Origin of the sequence: Bacillus sp. RK1064 (assembly GCF_051488405.1) — a bacterium.
In the GTDB taxonomy this organism is placed as follows: Bacteria; Bacillota; Bacilli; order Bacillales; family Bacillaceae; genus Bacillus.
Window position 1 is genome coordinate 881,050 of the sequence record NZ_JBPSCZ010000001.1, and the last position, 19,557, is coordinate 900,606.

A 19,557-nucleotide genomic window follows, 5' to 3' on the forward strand; every position below is an offset into this window, starting at 1 on the left:
AATGGAGCTGCATGCTTTTTTATTTATTCAGAGGCTTCATCACAGCAATGACAGTGACCACACGTTCCGTATAGCGTTGTCACTTTTTCATTTTCAAATTGATCAATGGTTTCATTGCAATCTTGACAAATAATTGTACCCACGTACATTCCCCTTTTCTTCATTCATAATTTGAAAGCGTTTAATCTATTTCATATCTCTATAATATGATGTCACATTTAAGTTGTCAACGGTTAATTGTATGACACATTTAAATATTTTTTATGATTATGTGCTTTTTTCTCATCATATTGAGGGAACGTTTCAATTGTATTTTGCTTCATATCAATTCTGTAACAATTGAGTAACAATCGAAAATTGTCAAAAAGGACATGATACACTAGAGTGACTAACAGGTAACCAGCTCCTAAAAATGTTGGGACAACCCCAAAGGATTTTGAGGTGAATAGATTGAATTTTATGAGGTCACTTCTCATTATATTCCCCATGCTCTTTGTACTTAGTTCATGCTCATTTGCGTATATCATACCGAATCAGACCGACCAAGTCAGTCATATTCAGAAACCAAGAATTCTCTTTTTTACAGATGCAGAAAATCTTGATAAAGAAAGTCCTTATTATGATGCAGTCCTCGATTTAAAGAATGAATATCCGAAGGAAATGTCAAAGATGATTGTGAAAGAAGATCGTAAAGGCTGGAAAAATGAAGTAGACGAATTGCCGGCTATTTTACTTGTAAATAATGAAAAAGTCATTGTGAAGGTTGAAGGAAATGTCAGCAGCAAAGAGGATATTTTATCGCCCTTATGCCACGCTTTAGACCGCGTGAATACAAATTAATGGCCTAACCTTGCACTTATATATCCATATGAAAAAGCCCCTCATCTCATGAGGGGTTTTTCATATGGGAGCGCTCAAAAAAACCCTCTCCATCAAGGAGAGGGTTTTAATAGGTTCATTATTTTACGATATGAATTGGGCTTCCAATTGCTACTTCAGCCGTTTCCATTGTAATTTCACCTAAAGTTGGATGAGCGTGAATTGTCATTGCGATATCTTCAGCAGTCACTCCAGCTTCGATTGCAAGGCTAAGCTCTGAAATCATATCAGAAGCGCCAACACCTGCGATTTGTGCACCGATCACAAGACCATCCTCTTTACGAGTGATCATCTTCATGAAGCCATCAGTTGCATCAAGAGAAAGTGCACGTCCGTTTGCTGCGAATGGGAATTTCGCTGCAACGATGTCGATTCCTTCTTCTTTTGCTTCTGCTTCTGTGTACCCAACAGTTGCAAGTTCTGGCTCAGAGAATACAACAGCAGGAATACCAAGGTAATCAATTTCAGCTGGCTCTCCAGCGATTGCTTCAGCTGCAATTTTACCTTCGTAAGAAGCTTTGTGTGCAAGTGGTGGTCCATCAACGATGTCACCAATTGCATAGATGTTAGATACGCTTGTACGGCATTGTTTGTCTGTTTTGACAACTCCACGGTCAGTCAATTCAACACCAACTTGCTCAAGACCAAGCTCATCCGTGTTTGGACGACGACCAACTGTAACAAGTACGTAATCAGCATCAACTGTTTTTTCTTCACCTTTTACTTCGAAAGTAACAGTGACACCATCAGATTTTTCTTCAACGCCTTTTGCAAGAGCGTTTGTATGGATTTCAACGTTTCCTTTTTTCTTCAGGTTACGTTTAACCAATGAGCTCATTTGCTTTTCGAAACCTGGAAGGATTTCGTCTCCACCTTCAAGGATGACAACTTCTGTTCCAAAGTTTGCATAAGCAGTTCCAAGCTCAGTACCGATATATCCACCACCGATCACAACTAACTTTTTAGGTACTTCTTTAAGCGCCAAAGCACCAGTTGAGTTGATCACGCGGTCTGTGTATTTAAAAGTAGGCAATTCAATTGGACGAGATCCAGTTGCAAGAATTGCATTTTTGAAAGTGTAAGTCTGTGCTGAATTTTCATCCATTACACGTACAGAGTTGCTGTCTACGAAATAAGCTTCACCTTTAACGATGTCTACTTTATTTCCTTTAAGAAGACCTTGAACTCCACCTGTTAATTTGTTAACAACAGAAGCTTTCCACTCTTGAACTTTTGTGAAATCAACTGTTACGTTTTCAGCTTTGATACCCATGTCTTCAGAATGCTTAGCATTTTCGAAACGATGGCCAGCATTGATTAATGCTTTTGAAGGAATACAGCCAACGTTTAGACATACACCGCCAAGTGTTCCTTTTTCAACGATTGTTACTTTTTGTCCAAGCTGTGCAGCACGAATAGCAGCTACATATCCACCAGGACCTGCACCGATGACAAGAGTATCTGTTTCGATTGGGAAATCTCCTACTACCATGACATTACGCCTCCATTAAAATTAATTGTGGATCATTCAATAAACGCTTGATGTGGTTAAGGGCATTTTGCGCAGTAGCTCCGTCGATCATACGGTGGTCAAAGCTAAGGGAAAGAGCTAAGACTGGAGCTGCAACGATTTCGCCATCACGAACAACCGCTTTTTCAGCGATACGGCCAATACCAAGGATCGCTACTTCTGGGTGGTTGATGACTGGAGTAAACCATTGTCCACCAGCAGAACCGATGTTTGTGATTGTGCAAGATGCACCTTTCATTTCAGCTGGAGCCAATTTACCATCACGTGCTTTTGTTGCAAGCTCATTGATTTCGTTAGACACTTCGAAAATCGCTTTGCGATCTGCATTTTTCACAACTGGAACGAGCAGGCCTTTTTCAGTGTCAGCTGCAATTCCGATGTTGTAGTAATGCTTTTGAACAACTTCATCTGTTTTATCATCGATAGAAGTGTTAAGTACTGGGTACTTTTTCAAAGCAGAAGTTAGAGCTTTTACAACGTAAGGCAAGTAAGTTAACTTGATTCCTTGATCAGCTGCAACTTGTTTGAATTGTTTACGATGTGCAACAAGGTTCGTTACATCAACTTCATCCATTAATGTTACGTGAGGAGCTGTATGCTTAGAGTTCACCATTGCTTTCGCGATCGCTTTGCGGATGCCGCTCATTTTCTCGCGAGTTTCTGGGAATTCTCCTTCAAGAACTGGAGCTGCTGCCGCTTTAGGAGCTGCTTCTTCTTTCGCACTTTCAGCTGCTTGAGGTGCTGCTGCTTGAGCTGCAGAACCACCATTAACGAAGCTGTCGATATCTTCTTTTAACACACGTCCGTTTTTACCAGAACCTGCAACTTTGTAAATTTCAACGCCTTTTTCGCGAGCATATTTACGTACAGATGGCATAGCGATGACGCGTTTGTTTGGATCAGCATCTACTTGCTCTTGTGCGCCTGCACCAGTTGCTGCTGCCGCTTCTTCTTGTGCCACTTCTTTCTTCTCTGGCTCGTTACCAGCTTCAGCAGTACCTTGTACTTGAGCTTCAGTTTTTGCTTCGCCTTCTTCTTCGCTGCCTTTAAATTGAAGATTTTCGTAACCAGGTGCATCAAACGTAATGATTGTTTGTCCTACTGTTGCAACTGTTCCCTCTTCAACTTTTAATTCTAATACTTTTCCTTTAACAGGTGAAGGAATTTCTACAACTGCTTTATCGTTTTGTACCTCTGCTAAAACGTCATCTTCATTGATTTCGTCGTTTGGTTTTACAAACCACTTAACGATCTCACCTTCGTGGATACCTTCTCCGATGTCCGGAAGTTTAAATTCAAATGCCACTGTTTTTCGCCTCCTAGATTTTGTTGAATCCTTGTTGTGTATATTTACACGGTCATGTAATTGATAAAGGGGAAGAGAAATAAATTCTTTTCCCCTCTGTCATTTAATTAAAATTCAAGAACTTTCTTAGCTGTTTCAAGCACGTCTTTATGGTTTGGAAGCCATACGCTCTCAGCTTGAGAGAAAGCAAATACAGTATCAGGTGCAGCTACACGAAGTACTGGTGCTTCTAGGCTAAGGATTGCTCTGTCATTGATTTCAGCTACTACGTTTGCAGCAATACCAGCTTGTTTTTGTGCTTCTTGAACAACGATCGCACGACCTGTTTTTTCAACAGAAGCGATGATTGTTTCAATATCAAGCGGGCTTACTGTACGAAGGTCGATCACTTCAGCAGAAACGCCTTCTTTTTCAAGTTCTTCAGCAGCTTTAAGTGATTCGTGAACCATTGCACCATAAGTGATGATTGAAAGGTCAGAACCTTCACGTTTCACGTCAGCTTTACCGATTTCAATTGTGTACTCTTCTTCAGGAACTTCCTGACGGAAAGAGCGATAAAGTTTCATATGCTCAAGGAACACAACCGGATCGTTGTCGCGGATTGCAGAAATTAATAGTCCTTTTGCATCGTAAGGTGTTGAAGGAATGACAACCTTGATACCAGGCTGTTGTGCGATAAGACCTTCTAAGCTGTCAGCATGAAGCTCAGGAGTATGAACCCCTCCACCGAATGGAGAACGGATTGTCACTGGAGAATGCCAGCGTCCGCCAGAACGGTAACGCATACGAGCCATTTGTCCAGAAACAGAATCTAATACTTCGTAAACGAATCCGAAGAATTGAATTTCCATTACTGGGCGGAATTCTTGTAGTCCAAGGCCAATTGCAAGACCGCCAATACCAGATTCAGCAAGTGGAGTATCGAATACACGATCCTCACCAAACTCTTTTTGCAATCCTTCAGTCGCACGGAATACGCCGCCGTTTTTACCAACGTCTTCTCCGAAAACGAGAACGTTTTCGTCATTTTTCAGTTCTGTGCGTAACGCATCAGTGATCGCTTGAATCATTGTCATTTGCGCCATGGCTTACTTCGACTCCTTCTGTTTGTAAATTTCAAGCTGTTCAACTAAGTTGAATGGTTTCACATCGTACATGTTATCAATCAAATCAGTGACTTTTTGCTTAGGCTGTTCGTCAGCTTCTTTGATCGCTTGTTTGATTTGTTCTTTTGCATCTTCGATGACTTTATTCTCTTCTTCTTCAGACCATAGGCCTTTGTTTTCCAAGAATCTGCGGTAGCGTACCAATGGATCTTTTTGCTCCCACTCATTTTCATCTTCTTTTGTACGATATCTTGTTGGATCGTCACCAGCCATTGTATGTGGACCGTAACGGAATGTAAGAGTTTCGATTAATGTTGGACCTTCGCCATTTACAGCACGCTCACGAGCTTCAGCAGTTGCTGCATATACAGCTAATGCATCCATACCGTCAACTTGTACGCCTACGATACCAGCTGCAGCTGCTTTTTGTGCAATTGTTTGTGCAGCAGATTGCTTCTCAACAGGTGTAGAGATCGCATATCTGTTGTTTTGGACAACAAAAATCGCTGGCGCTTTGTAAGCCCCTGCAAAGTTGATACCTTCGTAGAAATCACCTTGTGAAGCTCCGCCATCACCAGTGTAAGTGATTGCAACAGCATTTTTACCGCGCTTTTTCAAACCAAGAGCTACACCAGCAGCTTGAATGATTTGTGCACCGATAATGATTTGTGGAGAAAGTGCATTCACATCTTCAGGCATTTGGTTACCAACAAAGTGTCCACGAGAGAACAAGAACGCTTTTGTTAATGGAAGGCCATGCCAGATTAATTGTGGTACATCACGATATCCCGGAAGAATGAAATCTTCTTTCTCAAGTGCAAAGTGAGTTGCAAGCTGAGAAGCCTCTTGTCCAGCTGTAGGCGCATAGAAGCCAAGACGTCCTTGACGGTTCAATGAAATTGAACGTTGATCTAATACACGTGTAAACACCATACGGCGCATTAATTCTTTTAATTGGTCATCTGAGAGATCCGGCATTGCCGCTTCGTTTACGACTTCGCCTTTTTCGTTTAAAATTTGAAACGTTTCAAACTGCTTTTTGATGGCATCAAATTGCTTTTTGCTATCAACAATTGCTTTTTTTGTTTTTGCAGCCATTCTAAAGTCACCTCTTCCTTTCTTTTAACAGTCAATTTGTCGTGAATCCATTTATACATACAGATATAGGATAACCCAAAATACACATATGACTCCTGTATTTAATAGCCACTAGGATCGTTGTCGAAACATTAGATGATCGCTCGTTTTTGAGTTCTTCTAACTGTATTAACGATAGTTCACAAAAAACTAATACAACTTCTGTTAACAAGGACTAGTTTACAACAAGAAAAATAGTCCGTCAATTGATTTAACGGCTTTATTTAAATAAATGTATTCGCTTTACTTTTTATAGTGAGCTGTATCAATCTGTTTAACAAACACCTCGAACTGTACTAGTATAGAGTATACTGCTGTACTACAATAGAAAATGTTTGTTTTTGTCGAAAAATAAAAAAAGAGCTGTTTTTTCAGCTCTTTTGGGATTCTTGATCTGCCGCTTTAGACAAAGCCTGTTTATGCTCATTCAATTGCTTTGTATATTGATTGAACTTCTTACCTTCTTTTCTGACTTTGCTATAAGAACGGTTCACCGTCTTCAGCTTGGATTTCAACTCTTCATATCCTAAGTCCTTCTTCTTTAAAGATTGATACAAATGCTGATCTTGTTTCAGCGCCTTTTGATATTCCTTGTAAAGCTGGTCATACGACGCATATCTTTTCTCAAGCGATTTGACCGTTTCATCTGCTTTTTCTTTTAAATCCGTATCTTTTATACGTCCGGCAGATTCCTTTACCGTTTTCAATTCTTTTTTCGATTCATCCATGCTGTCTTTTTCTGTTTTTAAATGTTCTTTTCGTTTCGCTGCAGATGCTAACGCCTGATCAGAAAGGCTTGACACTGTTTTTGTATGATCTTTTGTGGTTTGAATCATTTTTGTATAGAGCTGCTGCTCTTTTTTCTCATAGCTTTGCAGTGTACCTTGCTCTTTTTCAAAGGATGCCTCTTTTTCGCTCATTTTCGTCATCGCATCTTGCATGTCATGAAATGGACTTTGACCTCCGCATCCCGCCAGCAAAAGGGTACATATCCCCGCTAAAGCAGCACATGCTTTCATGCTTCTTCTCATCTGTCTCATCACAAGGTTCCCCCTTTACATCTCCACATACCACTATAATTTTTATAGGCGCTTGTGACAAGGAAAGAGGTCATCCTGATGAGCCGGAGAAGATTTTTTTCAAGTGATAGGCGTATGACTATACAAATAGTGCATTCATACATAGTTTATATTACACGCTTCGCCTTCACTTATGAGGCCGAGTGTATTTCCAAAGGAGGTCAAAAGTATGTCTAATTATAGTCATGGAAGTATGTATGGTGGATACGGCGGTCACGGGTATGGATACGGTGGTGGATATGGCGGTGGCTGTTGTTACCCAAGTTATGGCGGTGGCTACGGATACGGCGGAGGACGGACATTCGCTTTAATCGTTGTCCTTTTCATCCTATTAATCATCGTTGGCGCAGCATTCTTAGGCGGCGGTGGCGGCTGCTGCTAATGGCTGTTTAAGCCTCTGACCGGTCTCATAGGACCGGTCTTCTTTATTTCATTGCATATGATGTGTATCATTTTATATACTTTACATACAAAGGAAATAGGAGTGAAGATTTGTGATTACCATGGAAGATATCGTACGGGACGGACATCCCGTCTTAAGACAAACAGCTGAAGCGGTCGAGCTCCCGCCGACAGAAGAGGAAAAACAGCAATTAGCTGACATGATTGAATTCGTCAAAAATAGTCAGGATGCTGACATGGCTGAAAAGTATGGACTCAGACCCGGCGTTGGACTAGCAGCTCCGCAAATTAATATCAGTAAACGGATGATCGCTGTTCACTGTGAGGACGAAGATGGAGAGGAATACAGCTATGCCCTTTTCAACCCGCGCATTGTCAGCCACTCGGTCAAAAGAGCTTATTTAGCAACTGGTGAAGGCTGCTTATCTGTTGATGAAGCCATTCCTGGATTTGTCCCTCGATATCAAAAGATCAGGGTGAAGGCCACAACGCTTGAAGGAGAAGACATTGATATTCGCCTAAAAGGTTTCCCGGCCATTGTTTTTCAGCATGAAATCGACCATTTAAACGGCATTATGTTTTATGATCATATTCAAAAGGATCAGCCCTTCGCTGAGCCAGACAACTCTGTTGCGATCGGCAGATCATAAAATAAAAAGAAGACCCATTAGCCTAAGGGTCTTCTTTTTTTACTCTTCAATGAGGCCTAGATGAGTCACTGCATGGAATATGCCGTCTTCATCTACTGGCTTTGTCACAAAATCAGCCAAATCTTTTAATTCATTCACAGCATTACCCATGGCAACGCCAGTTCCAGCAAATGAAATCATCTCTCGATCGTTCAGACCGTCTCCAAAGGCAACGGTATCCTTTTGATCATAAGGCAGCCTTTCGATGACTCGTTTAATGCCTTCAGCCTTCGACCCGCCTTTTGGCAGGACATCTGTTGACAGCTCGTGCCATCTGACAAGATCAATTTCTTCGCGGAACGCCTCGTATTGGACTTCCTCTTCAGCCTTACAGAATAACAGCATTTGAAAAATCTCGTTTTCTTTAAAGTAAGACAAATCATGCTCAGGATGCTCTGTTTTTAAAGTCCCAATCCCCTCATGGATAAACGGATGATTTGGCACAGAAGCCTTCATCGTTTTTTCCCCCATGAAAACAAGCGGATGATCATGACGATCCGCCGTTTCATAAATTTGCTCCATCAGCTCCAGTTTCAGCGGATTGCCGTAAATGACCTCTCCCTCATACATGACATACTGACCGTTATAAGCAATAAAGGAGTCAAGCCCTAATTCCTCTAAAATAGGCTGAATCAAAAAAGGCGACCGCCCAGATGCAATAAAGAGATGATGGCCTTTTTCTTTTAATAAGCGAACCGCTCGCTTCGTTGATTCAGGTATTTTTTTATCATGATCATATAAAGTACCGTCGATATCAAAGAAGATGACTTTTTTATTCATATCCCGTCTCCTGTCTCTTGTTATGTATACCCACTCCCTTTCATCATACAGAAAGATTTCCTCTTTCGAAACCACTTCCTATGAAAACGCCTATTTCCCACATATAACCATGTAACATTCAATGGAATCGTCATATAATACAAGTATAAAGAGAGAACGGAATACATGGTCTAATCTGACTTCAAACCGAAAGGAGGCGACCTGTGATGCTTCGTCGTCTGCGCAAGAAAATTAGAAGACAATGGAAGGACATGCTTCGTAAAAAATCGATCGCTTAAAAGGATCTTCCGCACATTTGCCGAAGGTCCTTTTTTCTCAGAGACTTTTCTTATGCGCGTTTTTTTAATATAATAGAATTAGCGAGTGTAACATACGGTATTTAAGGAGAGATTTGGATGATATATAAGGTATTTTTTCAGGCAAGTACTACTGAGGTACCTGTAAGAGAACACACAGATTCACTATACGTTGAAGCGGTTTCTGAAAGAGACGTACGCGATAAGTTGAAAAAACATAGCTACAACATTGAATTCATTCAGCCTGTAGACGGTGCTTTTTTAGACTATGAACGAGAAAGTGAAAATTTTAAAGTATTGGAGCTATGAGAGGAATGAAATTTGTTAAAAACGATCAGGCGGCAGTTTTTGCGCTCGGCGGTTTAGGCGAGATCGGTAAAAACACGTATGGCGTTCAATTTCAAGATGAAATCATTTTAATTGATGCTGGTATTAAGTTCCCTGAAGATGAGCTTCTTGGAATTGACTACGTCATCCCTGACTATACGTACTTAGTTAAAAACGAAGATAAAATCAAAGGTCTTTTCATCACTCACGGACATGAAGACCACATCGGCGGTATCCCTTACCTTCTCAAGCAAGTGAATATTCCAGTTTACGGCGGCAAACTCGCAATCGGCCTACTTCGTAATAAATTGGAAGAGCACGGTCTCTTGAGACAAACAAAACTTCACATTTTTGAAGAAGAAGATACCATTAAATTTAGAAAAACAGCTGTGTCTTTCTTTAGAACAACACACAGTATTCCAGATTCTTATGGAATTGTCGTGAAGACACCTCCTGGTAACATCGTACATACAGGTGATTTCAAGTTTGACTTTACGCCTGTTGGCGAGCCTGCCAACTTAACAAAAATGGCTGAAATCGGGAAAGAAGGCGTTCTATGTCTTTTATCCGATAGTACAAACAGTGAAATTCCAGAATTTACGATGTCTGAAAGACGCGTAGGCGAAAGCATTGATGACATCTTTAGAAAAGTCGACGGACGTATCATCTTTGCTACGTTTGCTTCAAACATTCACAGACTTCAGCAAGTCATTGAGTCCGCTGTTGCCAACGGCCGAAAAGTTGCTGTGTTTGGACGCAGTATGGAGTCTGCCATTGATATTGGACAAGATCTTGGCTACATTAAATGTCCGAAAAACACGTTTATTGAACATAATGAAATCAACCGTCTACCAGCAAACAAAGTGACCATTCTTTGTACTGGGAGCCAAGGTGAACCGATGGCTGCTCTTTCACGTATTGCAAACGGCACTCACCGCCAGATTTCGATTAATCCTGGAGACACTGTTGTCTTCTCATCTTCACCGATTCCGGGTAACAATATTAGCGTAAGCCGCACCATTAACCAGCTTTATCGTGCTGGCGCTGAGGTCATTCATGGCTCACTCAATAATATTCATACATCTGGTCACGGCGGACAAGAGGAACAAAAGCTGATGCTCCGTTTAATTAAACCAAAATTCTTTATGCCGATTCACGGTGAATACCGCATGCAAAAAACGCATATTAAGCTTGCGAATGATTGCGGAATTCCTGAGGAAAACTGCTTTATCATGGATAACGGTGAAGTTCTTGCACTAAAAGGTGACGAAGCAAGTGTCGCTGGCAAAATTCCATCAGGTAACGTGTATATCGACGGAAGCGGAATTGGCGATATCGGGAATATCGTCTTAAGAGACCGCCGCATTCTTTCAGAAGAAGGTCTTGTCATTGTGGTCGTCAGCATGGACATGAAAGAATTCAAAATCTCTGCTGGTCCTGATCTCATCTCAAGAGGCTTTGTCTACATGAGAGAATCTGGAGACCTCATCAACGACGCACAAGATTTGATTTCAAAGCATCTTGAAAAAGTAATGGAACGTAAGACAACTCAGTGGTCGGAAATTAAGAACGAAATTACGGACACACTTGCACCTTTCCTTTATGAAAAAACAAGACGCCGCCCAATGATCTTACCGATTATTATGGAAGTGTAATAACAAAAAGAGACACGAGCCGACTGGCTGTGTCTCTTTTTTTCATCAAGCATTGAAAAAAACCGCACATATACAAGGTATACATGCAGTTTCTCATTCTTTTATGATTGAATTGGGAGGTGCTGAAAGCTTCTGACATCAAACAAGCCCTTTGTCGTCATTTTCACATCAGGAATGACTGGAAGTGCCAAGAAGGACAGCGTCAAAAACGGATTAAAGTCTAAGGAAAAACCAGTTTCTTTTAGTGCTTCATGGAGTTCATGGAGGCTTTCATTGACGAGATGTGCCGGCTGATCTGACAATAAACCGGAGATCGGTAATGGCAGCGTATGAAGAGACTGGCCTTCTTTGACAACGGTCAAACCGCCGCCTGCTTCTTTTAACGCCTCAATCGCTTTAATAATATCGGCATCATTTGTGCCAACTGCAATTAAGTTATGTGAATCATGTGCAACCGTTGTTGCAATCGCGCCCTGTTTGATGCCGAAGCCGCTGACAATCCCTACCCCCATTTCAGATAAACCTTGATGACGTTCGACAAGCACCATTTTTAATACATCTCTCTCTGTATCACTTGTAAATTGTCCGTTCGTTTCTGAAGGAGTGACTTGTTCTAACTTTGTTTCAAGCTGATTCGGAATAATACGGATGACATTCATTTTTTGATCGTCTGTGATAGGCAGTGCAATATCTTGCTCTTGAACGTCTACTGCATGAACAGATTGTAATAATGCTGGGCTCGGTGCGATCTTTTCGACACTCGGTTTGTACTCTCCATGCTGCGCAACCAATTCTCCCGCAATAAATACGCTTGAGATGTCTACATGATGAAGGTCTGAGACGAGCATAAAATCAGCATCATAGCCTGGTGCAATGGCTCCCTTTGTTTTAAGACCAAAACACTCTGCGGCATTTAAGCTTCCCATTTGATAGGCTAAAAATGGATCTAAGCCTGCTTTTATGGACATCCGTACTTGCTCATCAATACTTCCCTGCGCCATTAAATCATCTAAATGTTTATCATCTGTACAAAAGAAAAAACGTCTCGCATTCTTCTCATTCACAGCAGGTAAAACGTTTTTCACGTTTTTGGCAACAGATCCCTCTCTCAGCATGACATACATGCCCCTTTTCACACGTTCAAGGGCTTCCTCTGCTGTTGTCACCTCATGGTCTGTTTGGACATTGGCCGTCCGGTAGACGTTTATTAATCGGTCTGTTAAGCCTGCTAGATGGCCATCAATTAATTTATTCTCGTTTTGAGCATCAAGCAGCTTTTGAAGCATATCTTCTTCTGCCTGCTCCACACCGACATAGTCCATCACCTCAGCAAGACCAAGCACTTCCTTCTCTTGATAAAGGGGCTTTAAATCTTTCGCTTTTAATATAGCACCTGATCGTTCAAAACTGACTGCTGGTACACAGGATGGCAGCATGAAATAAATATGTAAGGCAGCTTTTCTCGCTTCTTCCAGCATAAAACGGATGCCTGTTATACCTGACACATTGGCGATTTCATGCGGGTCTGTTACGACAGTTGTCACACCGTGCGGAACGACAGCTTTGGAGAATTCAGCAGGGGTGACCATAGAGGACTCGATATGAACGTGGCCATCAATAAAACCAGGTACAAGCATTTGACCTGCTGCATCCAGCTCCTGTTCTCCCTCGTACTCCCCTATCCCGACTATTTGTCCATTTTCAACAGCGACATCAGCGTCTATCCATTCCTGGTTAAACACATCCATGACTTTCGCATGTTTAATCACGAGGGCTGCTTTTTTTCTCTTTGCTGCTACCTCAATTTGATGTCTGAAAAGCTCCTTATCCAACGACACTGCCTCCTCCAAGTAAACAATATAATGTTTCTTATCGTAAACGAATCTGTTTGCCCAGTCAATGACATTTAGAGAAAATCAACCATCTCAAAACACTGTTTTTTATTTCTGAATAGTGATAATTGCACGAAAAATATGATGACTCATTTTTGAGGTTATACATGAACAAAGCAACCCTTTTCAGTGTCTATTTCCGTCTCAATGTCCACCTGTCATGTACACATTCATATAAAAAAACACCCCGTCATCGGAGTGTTTAATAATCGTTCTGCATTTCTCGTTTTTCAAAGCGTCCTATATCGGCTACTGCCCCTATGACAATGAGGATATCTTCTTTTTGAATCATTTCATCTGCCAGAGGGGAAACGATGACTTCTTTTCCGCGCTTAATCGCCACAATGTTGATGCCGTATCTTGCCCGAATATCAAGATCTAAAAGAGAATGCCCCGCAAGCCTGTTGTTTGCAACAATCTCAATCAGGCTGTACTCATCTGACAGCTCGAGGTAATCGAGCACGTTATTTGAAATAATTTTATGTGCAATCCGTCTGCCCATATCTCGCTCTGGATGAACGATGCGATCCGCTCCAATTTTGTTGAGCACCTTTTCATGGTAGTCATTTTGCGCTTTCACGGTGACCATTTTGACGCCAAGCTCTTTCAGCATAATCGTTGTTAAAATACTTGCCTGAATGTTTTCGCCAATTGCAACGATGACATGATCAAAATTACGAATACCAAGATTTTTTAAAACGGATTCGTCGGTCGAATCGCCAATGACCGCGTGTGAGGCAATTTTCGCGTATTCGTTCACTCGATCTTCATTCATATCCATGGCCATGACTTCAAGTCCTTCTTCGCTCAGCGCCTTGCAAATACTTCCGCCAAAGCGTCCAAGACCAATGACTGCATATTCCTTTTTCATGTTCAGACTCCTTTTATCTCACTTAACATGCATTTTACTACGGTTTGATTAATGAATCCATATGCGAACGAATTTTTTTACGGAACGCTTCACTTAAGTAAAGGTCTGCTCCTTTTTCAATTTCACTGCGATAATGAGCTGGCGGAGCGATTTCTTCGCTCTTTTGAAGCACAAGAAAGGTTAAACAGTTCTCATAAATTTGATCACCTATTTTGACATCGACAAAAGCTGGACGATATGTACCTTCATATACTCCTTCTCGTTTATACAAATAACGAATGGCATCAAAAGGAACTTCATATAAAACACCCTCTGTTTCGCCGCCGTCTTCTACCATATCAGCTCTTGATCCATCTGGCCTCACCAATGTAAATCTCGTGGTAAAACCGTTTAGTACTCCTCCGCCGATGATTTGTTTGAAGTGATGATCGACTTCTGCCAGCTTAAATCTTGCATCATCCATACAGGAGCCATAGGCAAAATAATAGAAGGATGACGGCTTCTGCTGCCACAGTCTATAAGCTTTCCAGCACCCTCTCTTTATTTCTTTCAGAGCTGATGTCTTCTGCTCTGGCAAAGTGTATGTCATGGCCTCTACCTGACCTTGATCCGTCATGACATTGATTTCCTGCTTGTCATACCCTTCCTCTAGTACATCTATCTTATTCAACGCATCAGCGGCCACCTCGTACAATTCCCCGTATACAGTGCCTTTTTCTGCGGGAACGCACGCTGGGTATCCTTGACCTGTATCATAGATCCTTCCACTCATCCAAGCTGATTTAGCTAATAGCCTGCTTTCCTTCATATACGCTTCGTGGTGCTCTTCATGCAGCAATAGCGTCCCATATACAAATAAAGCTTTCATCGTCATGACATCACGTCCTCTCAACTTGCTGCTGCCTGCTTTTTTGACACACAGGCAAATAGATTTGAAAAGCTGCGCCTTTTCCAAGCTCACTGGATACGTCCATTCTTCCGTGATGATCTTTTAAAATCGTCGCACAGATGGTCAAACCAAGCCCTGTCCCTTCTTTTTTCGTGGAAAAGAAAGGATCATATATTTTTTGAATATCCTCTTCAGACATCCCTTTTCCTTCATCTTGAATGGTAATCTTCCATTCATTCAATACTTTTTCTGTAGATATGTATATGCTGCCACCTTCAGGCATTGCCTCAATGGCATTTTTAATTAAATTAATGAACAGCTGCTTCATTTGATTAGCGTCTGCTAGGATAGCACCGGCATCCTGCTTTTTAAATGGCTGTTTGAGATCAATATTTGAAAGAACTGCATTTGTTTTTAATAAGGTAATCACCTGTTCTAGGAGCTCATGAAGCTGGACTTCTTGAAAATGGACCGCTTGAGGCTTAGCCAATACAAGCAGCTCACTTAAAACAAAATCAATCCGTTTAATTTCGGAAAAGATAATGTCAAAATAATCGGTTCTTTCAGGATATTGTGTCTTCATCAGCTGCAAAAAGCCATTTACTGATGTCAGTGGATTTCTGACTTCATGGGCGATCCCAGCAGCTATTTGTCCAGCAACAGCCAGCTTTTGCGCCTGCATTTGCAATTGCTGATTGGATCTTTCAAGCTCAAGCTTTGCCTGCTTTTGTTTCGTAATATCAGCAACCGTCCCAATCCCTCCGGTAAACTGGTGATGCTCATCAAAATAGAGCTTGTAATGAACGTCTCCCCATACCTTCTTTCCCTCTTTATGGAGAAGCTGCAGTTCTACCCGCCCCGCATCCTTATGTTCCTTGATCACAGATAACAAATGCTGGACCACGCGCTCCTCTTGATCAAAGTACTGATTGTACATTGTGCCTAGACATTCATCTATGTCATAGCCTGTCATTTGTGTCCATGCTTGATTTAAGAAAATAATTTCACCTTTCTCGTTTGTTTCAAAGACGATTTCTTGCAAGTTATCTGTGATTCGATTCAGCCGCTCTGTCAGTTCGTGTGCTTCTTTTTCTCTCTTATTTAAGTCTGACACAAGTAGATTTAAGCGGTCTACATAGCCTGAGACAACCCAGATCCCTGTTAAAACCAAGACTGTAAAGGCTAGATCGAGCGGCCAATTAATTTGATAGCCGCCTAGATAATAAAAGAAATCCCAGCTTAAGATTAAAATAAATGCAAGAACAGACAACACGATCCGCACTTGATATGTTTTGTTCAAATGATTCCACCTGCCGCCCTGAGATTCTTTGTCAATTGTACCATTTTCCACTTATTTTTTGAGGGTGATGGGGCATTTTTAAGGAACTTTTTCAGAAAAAAATAGCCTGTTCTCAGCACAAAGGAAGAGAGCAGGCTATTTTAATTACTGCTGAAGAGCTTCTTGCAGCTCTTTTAACAGTAGTTCTGCGCCTTCAGCGCTTAATGTAATTTGACCATTTCCATAATCATGGTTCTCCGATGTAATCTCACCAGTCATGAGGCAAACGCCCTCTGGCTGGTATTTTTTCAAGACGATTTTCTCCCCATCTATAAAAAATTCCATACTGTCTTTAATAGCAATATCAAGTGCTCTTCTTAATTCGATTGGCATCACAATACGCCCTAGTTCGTCTACTTTTCTTACGACTCCGATAGATTTCAATTTCGTTCCCTCTTTCTTTCATTAGCTCAAGATCAATCTGTTTTGCACCAATTGATATATCGTAGACGTAAGAGATTCTCAAAAGGTTTCTCCTCTATAAAAATTTTTTTCATAAAAGAAAAAACAAAGGGAAAATTTATTGTGATTGTCAAAATGATACTTGAATTTTACAAGTTCATTTCAAGGTCATCACAAACCCCCACAAATGACATCAACCCTCTGAACTTTTAAATGTAAAATTGTTTAAAACAGCAAAAATAGAGATTGGGTGAAAACATGTTTCAAAATGCCGAAATTGGAATTGATTTAGGAACAGCTAACATATTGGTTTATAGTAAAAATAAGGGAATTATTTTAAATGAACCGTCCGTCGTGGCAGTCGATACAGAAACAAAAACTGTACTTGCAGTCGGAGCAGAAGCAAAAGAAATGATTGGGAAAACACCTGGTAAAATTGTGGCGATCCGTCCGATGAAAGACGGTGTCATCGCTGATTATGATATGACAACAGATTTACTCAAACAAATCATGAAAAAAGCAGGGAAAAATATCGGGTTTACCTTCAGAAAACCAACGGTCGTAGTATGTACACCTTCTGGTTCAACAGCTGTTGAACGCCGTGCCATCAGTGATGCTGTGAAAAACTGCGGAGCAAAGCACGTGCATTTAATAGAAGAACCTGTTGCAGCCGCAATCGGCGCTGATCTCCCGGTAGATGAGCCTGTTGCAAACGTCGTGGTCGATATTGGCGGAGGAACAACGGAAGTTGCCATCATTTCGTTTGGCGGCGTTGTCTCTTGTCATTCCATTCGAATTGGCGGAGATCAGCTGGATGAAGATATCATTACGTTTGTCCGAAAGAAATATAATCTATTAATCGGCGAGCGGACAGCCGAGCAGGTTAAAATGGAAATTGGTTATGGTCTCATTGAGCATGAGCCGGAATCATTAGAAGTACGTGGACGTGATCTGGTGACAGGTCTTCCAAAAACGATCACACTTAAATCTCATGAAATTCAAGGTGCCATGCGAGAATCACTTCTTCATATTTTAGAGGCGATTCGTGCCACATTAGAGGACAGCCCTCCAGAGCTTAGTGGTGACATTGTAGACCGCGGCGTGATCTTAACTGGCGGCGGCGCTTTGTTAAATGGGATTCAAGAATGGCTCTCACAGGAGATTGTCGTTCCAGTTCATATTGCAGCAAATCCACTTGAATCTGTCGCAATCGGAACAGGTCGTTCACTAGAAGTCATTCATAAATTGCAAAAAACATTAAAATAATCTTCTTGTTCTACTTCTTTTTTTATCATTTCGATCATATCGTGAGAAATGGATAAACGTGAAGGAGGAAGAACATGTTGCTTGATTTAGGTAAACGAGTCGTTGTCACAGTCATTTTAACGGGTATTATTTTAGGAGGAATGAGCCTGTCGTTTTCACATATGCCCCCTTCTAATGCACAGCCTGTGAAACAACTGAACCGCTAAAAAAGCCGCACGAAAGCGGCTTTTTTATTTTGGCTTTAAGCATGCTCCCCATTTTCCTTTTCGGTCTTAAATCTGATATGATGAACATGACTAAAGGAGGGTTTTTTATGAGTTCATTTGAAAAACAACTAGATCAATATGCTAAGACCATCGTTGAAGTCGGTGTGAATGTACAAAAAGGACAAGAAGTCGTCGTATCTGCATCTACTGAATCTGCAGACCTTGTTCGTCTTGTCGCGAAACATGCGTATGAGCGCGGGGCGAAAAACGTACATATCCGCTGGAGTGATGGTGTTCTTGCCCGTTTAAAATATGAACATGCACCGCAGGATGTGTTTGACCAATTCCCAGAATGGGAAGCACAGATGATGGAAACCATCGCAAAACGCGGCGGCGCTTTTATCACGATCTTGTCAGAAAGCCCTGACCTTCTGCGAGGCATTGATTCGAAAAAAATCGCTGCACAGCAAAAGGCCGCTGGATCAGCCCTTCATACATATCGCCAATTCGTTCAATCAGACAAAGTTGCTTGGACGGTCGTAGGCGCTGCATCAAAAGAATGGGCAAAAAAGATTTTTCCTGACCATACAGATGAAGAAGCTGTCGCTTTATTATGGGATCAAATCTTTAAAGTCGCACGTGCTGATCAAGCAGATCCTGTTGAGGCTTGGAAAAAGCACGATGAGTCACTAAATGAAAAGGTCAAAATACTAAATGAGCGCCACTACCACAAGCTTCATTATGATGCTCCTGGCACAAATTTAACGATTGAGCTCCCAGAACAGCACATTTGGGTAGGTGCCGGCAGCGTGAGCGAGCGCGGCGTCTCTTTCATGGCCAACATGCCGACAGAAGAAGTATTTACCGTACCTAAAAAAGACGGTGTAAATGGGACTGTCTCAAGCACAAAACCGCTCAGTTATGCAGGAAATATCATTGATGAATTTACATTAACATTTGAAAATGGACGAATTGTCAATGTGAAAGCGAAGGAAGGCGAAGACATTTTAACTTCGCTCGTTGAAACAGATGAAGGCTCCCATTATCTAGGTGAGGTTGCTCTCGTACCAGACGATTCACCAATCTCAAACTCGAATATTCTCTATTACAATACCCTTTATGATGAAAATGCATCGAATCACCTTGCCATCGGCAGCGGGTATGCGTTCAATATCGAAGGCGGAAAAGAGATGAATCGTGAAGAATTGGATGCAGCTGGTGTGAACAACAGTATTACACACGTCGATTTCATGATTGGTTCAAAGGAAATGAATATTGACGGGATTACAAAAGACGGGAAACGCGAACCGATCTTCCGTAATGGAAACTGGGCGATTTAATCGAAAAAAAGACATCCACTTATGGATGTCTCAGATTGTTGACAAAGGGCTAAAATGATCTTCATTTTAGCCTTTTGTCTTCTTTTCAGCGTGATAGAAAACCTTTGCAGTCTAGGAAGGACGAGGAGCGGAGCGAATTTGACATTCGTGAGCACCGGCACACAG

General features: G+C 41.4%; 20 protein-coding genes. 8 read left to right on the plus strand and 12 right to left on the minus strand.

Annotated elements, in window-relative coordinates:
- Positions 1 to 23: 23 nt before the first annotated feature.
- Complete coding sequence (locus tag ACSSTM_RS04615; RefSeq protein WP_003212464.1) at positions 24 to 143, minus strand: GapA-binding peptide SR1P; 120 nt, start codon at positions 141 to 143, stop codon at positions 24 to 26.
- A 316-nt stretch (positions 144 to 459) separates the two neighbouring features.
- Between ACSSTM_RS04615 and ACSSTM_RS04620 the strand changes: the two genes are divergently transcribed.
- Positions 460 to 840 (plus strand): hypothetical protein, encoded by a 381-nt coding sequence (locus tag ACSSTM_RS04620; RefSeq protein WP_223251442.1) that lies wholly within the window; start codon positions 460 to 462, stop codon positions 838 to 840.
- A gap of 118 nt (positions 841 to 958) precedes the next feature.
- Here the strand turns inward: ACSSTM_RS04620 and lpdA are convergent, their stop codons facing one another.
- The 5 genes from lpdA to ACSSTM_RS04645 form a co-directional block, all read right to left on the minus strand.
- Positions 959 to 2,371, minus strand: a complete 1,413-nt coding sequence (gene lpdA / locus ACSSTM_RS04625) for a dihydrolipoyl dehydrogenase (RefSeq protein ID WP_003211097.1) — start codon at positions 2,369 to 2,371, stop codon at positions 959 to 961.
- Between the two features lie 4 nt (positions 2,372 to 2,375).
- Positions 2,376 to 3,716 carry a dihydrolipoamide acetyltransferase family protein gene (locus tag ACSSTM_RS04630; protein WP_034662667.1) on the minus strand — a complete coding sequence of 447 codons (1,341 nt, stop codon included), beginning with the start codon at positions 3,714 to 3,716 and terminating at the stop codon, positions 2,376 to 2,378.
- Positions 3,717 to 3,823: 107 nt separating this feature from the next.
- Positions 3,824 to 4,801, minus strand: coding sequence for a pyruvate dehydrogenase complex E1 component subunit beta (gene pdhB / locus ACSSTM_RS04635; protein WP_012009824.1), 978 nt, complete (start codon positions 4,799 to 4,801; stop codon positions 3,824 to 3,826).
- A 3-nt stretch (positions 4,802 to 4,804) separates the two neighbouring features.
- On the minus strand, positions 4,805 to 5,920 hold the full coding sequence (gene pdhA, locus ACSSTM_RS04640; protein WP_034662669.1) for a pyruvate dehydrogenase (acetyl-transferring) E1 component subunit alpha: 1,116 nt from the start codon (positions 5,918 to 5,920) through the stop codon (positions 4,805 to 4,807).
- Between the two features lie 410 nt (positions 5,921 to 6,330).
- Positions 6,331 to 6,999, minus strand: coding sequence for a YkyA family protein (locus tag ACSSTM_RS04645; RefSeq protein ID WP_066030955.1), 669 nt, complete (start codon positions 6,997 to 6,999; stop codon positions 6,331 to 6,333).
- A gap of 232 nt (positions 7,000 to 7,231) precedes the next feature.
- On the opposite strand from ACSSTM_RS04645, the gene ACSSTM_RS04650 reads away from it, so the two are divergent.
- Positions 7,232 to 7,420, plus strand: a complete 189-nt coding sequence (locus tag ACSSTM_RS04650; protein ID WP_034663866.1) for a YjcZ family sporulation protein — start codon at positions 7,232 to 7,234, stop codon at positions 7,418 to 7,420.
- Positions 7,421 to 7,532: 112 nt separating this feature from the next.
- Positions 7,533 to 8,090, plus strand: a complete 558-nt coding sequence (def, locus tag ACSSTM_RS04655) for a peptide deformylase (protein WP_034662672.1) — start codon at positions 7,533 to 7,535, stop codon at positions 8,088 to 8,090.
- 39 nt (positions 8,091 to 8,129) lie between these two features.
- On the opposite strand, the gene ACSSTM_RS04660 is transcribed toward def, so the two are convergent.
- Positions 8,130 to 8,909 carry a Cof-type HAD-IIB family hydrolase gene (locus ACSSTM_RS04660; RefSeq protein WP_034662673.1) on the minus strand — a complete coding sequence of 260 codons (780 nt, stop codon included), beginning with the start codon at positions 8,907 to 8,909 and terminating at the stop codon, positions 8,130 to 8,132.
- A gap of 395 nt (positions 8,910 to 9,304) precedes the next feature.
- On the opposite strand from ACSSTM_RS04660, the gene ACSSTM_RS04665 reads away from it, so the two are divergent.
- Positions 9,305 to 9,514, plus strand: a complete 210-nt coding sequence (locus ACSSTM_RS04665; RefSeq protein WP_003211882.1) for a DNA-dependent RNA polymerase subunit epsilon — start codon at positions 9,305 to 9,307, stop codon at positions 9,512 to 9,514.
- Between the two features lie 5 nt (positions 9,515 to 9,519).
- A complete protein-coding gene (rnjA, locus tag ACSSTM_RS04670; RefSeq protein ID WP_012009818.1) occupies positions 9,520 to 11,187 on the plus strand; it encodes a ribonuclease J1 in 1,668 nt (555 codons plus the stop codon).
- A gap of 101 nt (positions 11,188 to 11,288) precedes the next feature.
- On the opposite strand, the gene ade is transcribed toward rnjA, so the two are convergent.
- The 5 genes from ade to ACSSTM_RS04695 form a co-directional block, all read right to left on the minus strand.
- Complete coding sequence (gene ade / locus ACSSTM_RS04675) at positions 11,289 to 13,019, minus strand: adenine deaminase (protein WP_034662678.1); 1,731 nt, start codon at positions 13,017 to 13,019, stop codon at positions 11,289 to 11,291.
- A gap of 262 nt (positions 13,020 to 13,281) precedes the next feature.
- Positions 13,282 to 13,950, minus strand: a complete 669-nt coding sequence (locus tag ACSSTM_RS04680) for a potassium channel family protein (protein ID WP_034662681.1) — start codon at positions 13,948 to 13,950, stop codon at positions 13,282 to 13,284.
- 37 nt (positions 13,951 to 13,987) lie between these two features.
- Positions 13,988 to 14,824: a gamma-glutamylcyclotransferase gene (locus tag ACSSTM_RS04685; protein WP_034663868.1), complete on the minus strand. Its 837-nt coding sequence runs from the start codon at positions 14,822 to 14,824 to the stop codon at positions 13,988 to 13,990.
- 4 nt (positions 14,825 to 14,828) lie between these two features.
- Positions 14,829 to 16,139, minus strand: a complete 1,311-nt coding sequence (locus ACSSTM_RS04690) for an ATP-binding protein (protein ID WP_034662683.1) — start codon at positions 16,137 to 16,139, stop codon at positions 14,829 to 14,831.
- Between the two features lie 144 nt (positions 16,140 to 16,283).
- Positions 16,284 to 16,562, minus strand: coding sequence for an AbrB/MazE/SpoVT family DNA-binding domain-containing protein (locus tag ACSSTM_RS04695; RefSeq protein WP_034662686.1), 279 nt, complete (start codon positions 16,560 to 16,562; stop codon positions 16,284 to 16,286).
- 276 nt (positions 16,563 to 16,838) lie between these two features.
- Between ACSSTM_RS04695 and mreBH the strand changes: the two genes are divergently transcribed.
- The 3 genes from mreBH to ACSSTM_RS04710 all read left to right on the plus strand — a co-directional run bounded on the left by mreBH (position 16,839) and on the right by ACSSTM_RS04710 (position 19,392).
- Positions 16,839 to 17,846 carry a rod-share determining protein MreBH gene (gene mreBH, locus ACSSTM_RS04700; protein WP_034662688.1) on the plus strand — a complete coding sequence of 336 codons (1,008 nt, stop codon included), beginning with the start codon at positions 16,839 to 16,841 and terminating at the stop codon, positions 17,844 to 17,846.
- A gap of 74 nt (positions 17,847 to 17,920) precedes the next feature.
- A complete protein-coding gene (locus ACSSTM_RS04705) occupies positions 17,921 to 18,052 on the plus strand; it encodes a protein YkpC (protein ID WP_003210922.1) in 132 nt (43 codons plus the stop codon).
- Between the two features lie 107 nt (positions 18,053 to 18,159).
- The gene (locus tag ACSSTM_RS04710) at positions 18,160 to 19,392 is read left to right on the plus strand and encodes an aminopeptidase (RefSeq protein WP_095285099.1); all 1,233 of its coding nucleotides are present in this window, start codon (positions 18,160 to 18,162) and stop codon (positions 19,390 to 19,392) included.
- The last annotated feature ends 165 nt before the right edge of the window (positions 19,393 to 19,557 follow it).